The sequence below is a fragment of the Achromobacter pulmonis genome, from assembly GCF_902859765.1.
In the GTDB taxonomy this organism is placed as follows: Bacteria; Pseudomonadota; Gammaproteobacteria; order Burkholderiales; family Burkholderiaceae_B; genus Achromobacter; species Achromobacter pulmonis.
Window position 1 is genome coordinate 1 of sequence record NZ_CADIJV010000080.1, and the last position, 1,594, is coordinate 1,594.

Here is a 1,594-nt window from a genome sequence, read left to right on the forward strand (position 1 = left end):
CCGGCCATCAGGAACCAGGGCCAGAATTCGCGGTACCAGGGTTTGACCGCCAGCGGCGCGGCAACATGGGCAGTATTCATCGTCGGCATCCTTTATTCGATATCACTCGGGCACATAGAAACTTGCGGCTTCCTCGGTCTCGATCGACCGGCTGCCATGGTCCTGGGCGCGGGCGCGCAAGGTGATCGGATGGGCGCCAGGCACGGCGCCGGCCGGCATGCGGATCACCATCGGCACCAGCTTGTTGGCCGCCGCCGCCACCTCCACCACATCCGATTCGCTTTGTCCGGCGCGCACCGCCAGCCCGGGCAAGCCCTCGGCCGACAGCCGCAGCCGCAGCGGCGCGTCCGAGGTGTTGATGATCTGCAGTCGGTAGACGTTCTCGATCATGCCGCCGGCCACTTCCCGGCCCAGCACGCCGCGGTCGCGGATCACGTCCACCCGCAGCGGGTTGCGCAGCGCCAGCGATGTCACGAAGGCCGCCGCCAGCGCGAGGATCAGCGTGCCGTAGATCAGCACGCGCGGGCGCAGCAGGTGCGCGCGCGCGCTTTTCGTCGACAGGCCGTCCAGCATTGCCCGCTCGGACGTATAGCGGATCAGCCCGGGCGGGTACTGCATCTTGTCCATCACCTGTTCGCAGGCGTCGATACAGGCGCCACAGCCGATGCACATGTATTGCAGGCCTTCGCGGATGTCGATGCCGGTCGGGCACACCTGCACGCACAGGCTGCAGTCGACACAGTCGCCCAGCCCCGCGGCCTTGTGGTCGACCTTGCGCGAGCGGCCGCCGCGCGGATCGCCACGGCGCTTGTCGTAGGTGACCACGAAAGTATCGGGGTCCACCATCACGCTCTGGAAGCGCGCGTACGGGCACATGTACTTGCACACCGACTCGCGCATGAAGCCGGCGTTGCCCCAGGTGGCGAAACCGTAGAACACCATCCAGAACCACTGCCACGGCCCCAATTGCAGCGTGAACAGCTCGTGGCCCAGCTCGCGGATCGGGGCGAAGTAGCCGATGAAGGTCGAGCCGGTCCACCAGGCCAGCGCGATCCACAGAAAGTGCTTGGTGATCTTCAGGCGCGCCTTGCGCCAGGTCCAGGGCGATTCGTCCAGGCGGATGCGGGCCACGCGGTCGCCTTCGACCTTGCGCTCGATCCACATGAAGATCTCGGTGTAGACCGTCTGCGGACAGGCGTAGCCGCAAAACAGCCGGCCGGCCACCGCGGTGAACAGGAACAGCGCCAGCGCCGAGATCACCAGCAGCACCGCCAGGTAGACCACGTCCTGCGGCCACAGCACCAGGCCGAACAGGTAGAACTTGCGCGCGCCCAGGTCGAACAGCACCGCCTGGCGGCCGTTCCATTGCAGCCAGGGCAGGCCGTAGAAGATCAGTTGGGTCAGAAAGACGAAGACGATGCGCCAGCGGGCGAAAATGCCGCTGACCGAGCGCGGGTAGATCTTGCTGCGCACGCCGGCCAGGGTCTGCTCCAGCGTCTCCTGGCCGGGGCGCGGCGGCCGCACATGCGGGCGCCAGGGCGGCGGGTCGCCGCCAGGCGGCGTGCTGACGCTTGCGGTTGACCCATCATCCATG

1 protein-coding gene is annotated in these 1,594 nt (G+C 67.3%); it reads right to left on the minus strand.

Going from position 1 to position 1,594, the window contains the following annotated elements; translation table 11 throughout:
- Positions 1–102: 102 nt before the first annotated feature.
- Positions 103–1,593, minus strand: a complete 1,491-nt coding sequence (gene ccoG / locus HV701_RS26560; RefSeq protein ID WP_175135974.1) for a cytochrome c oxidase accessory protein CcoG — start codon at positions 1,591–1,593, stop codon at positions 103–105.
- Position 1,594 lies beyond the last annotated feature (1 nt).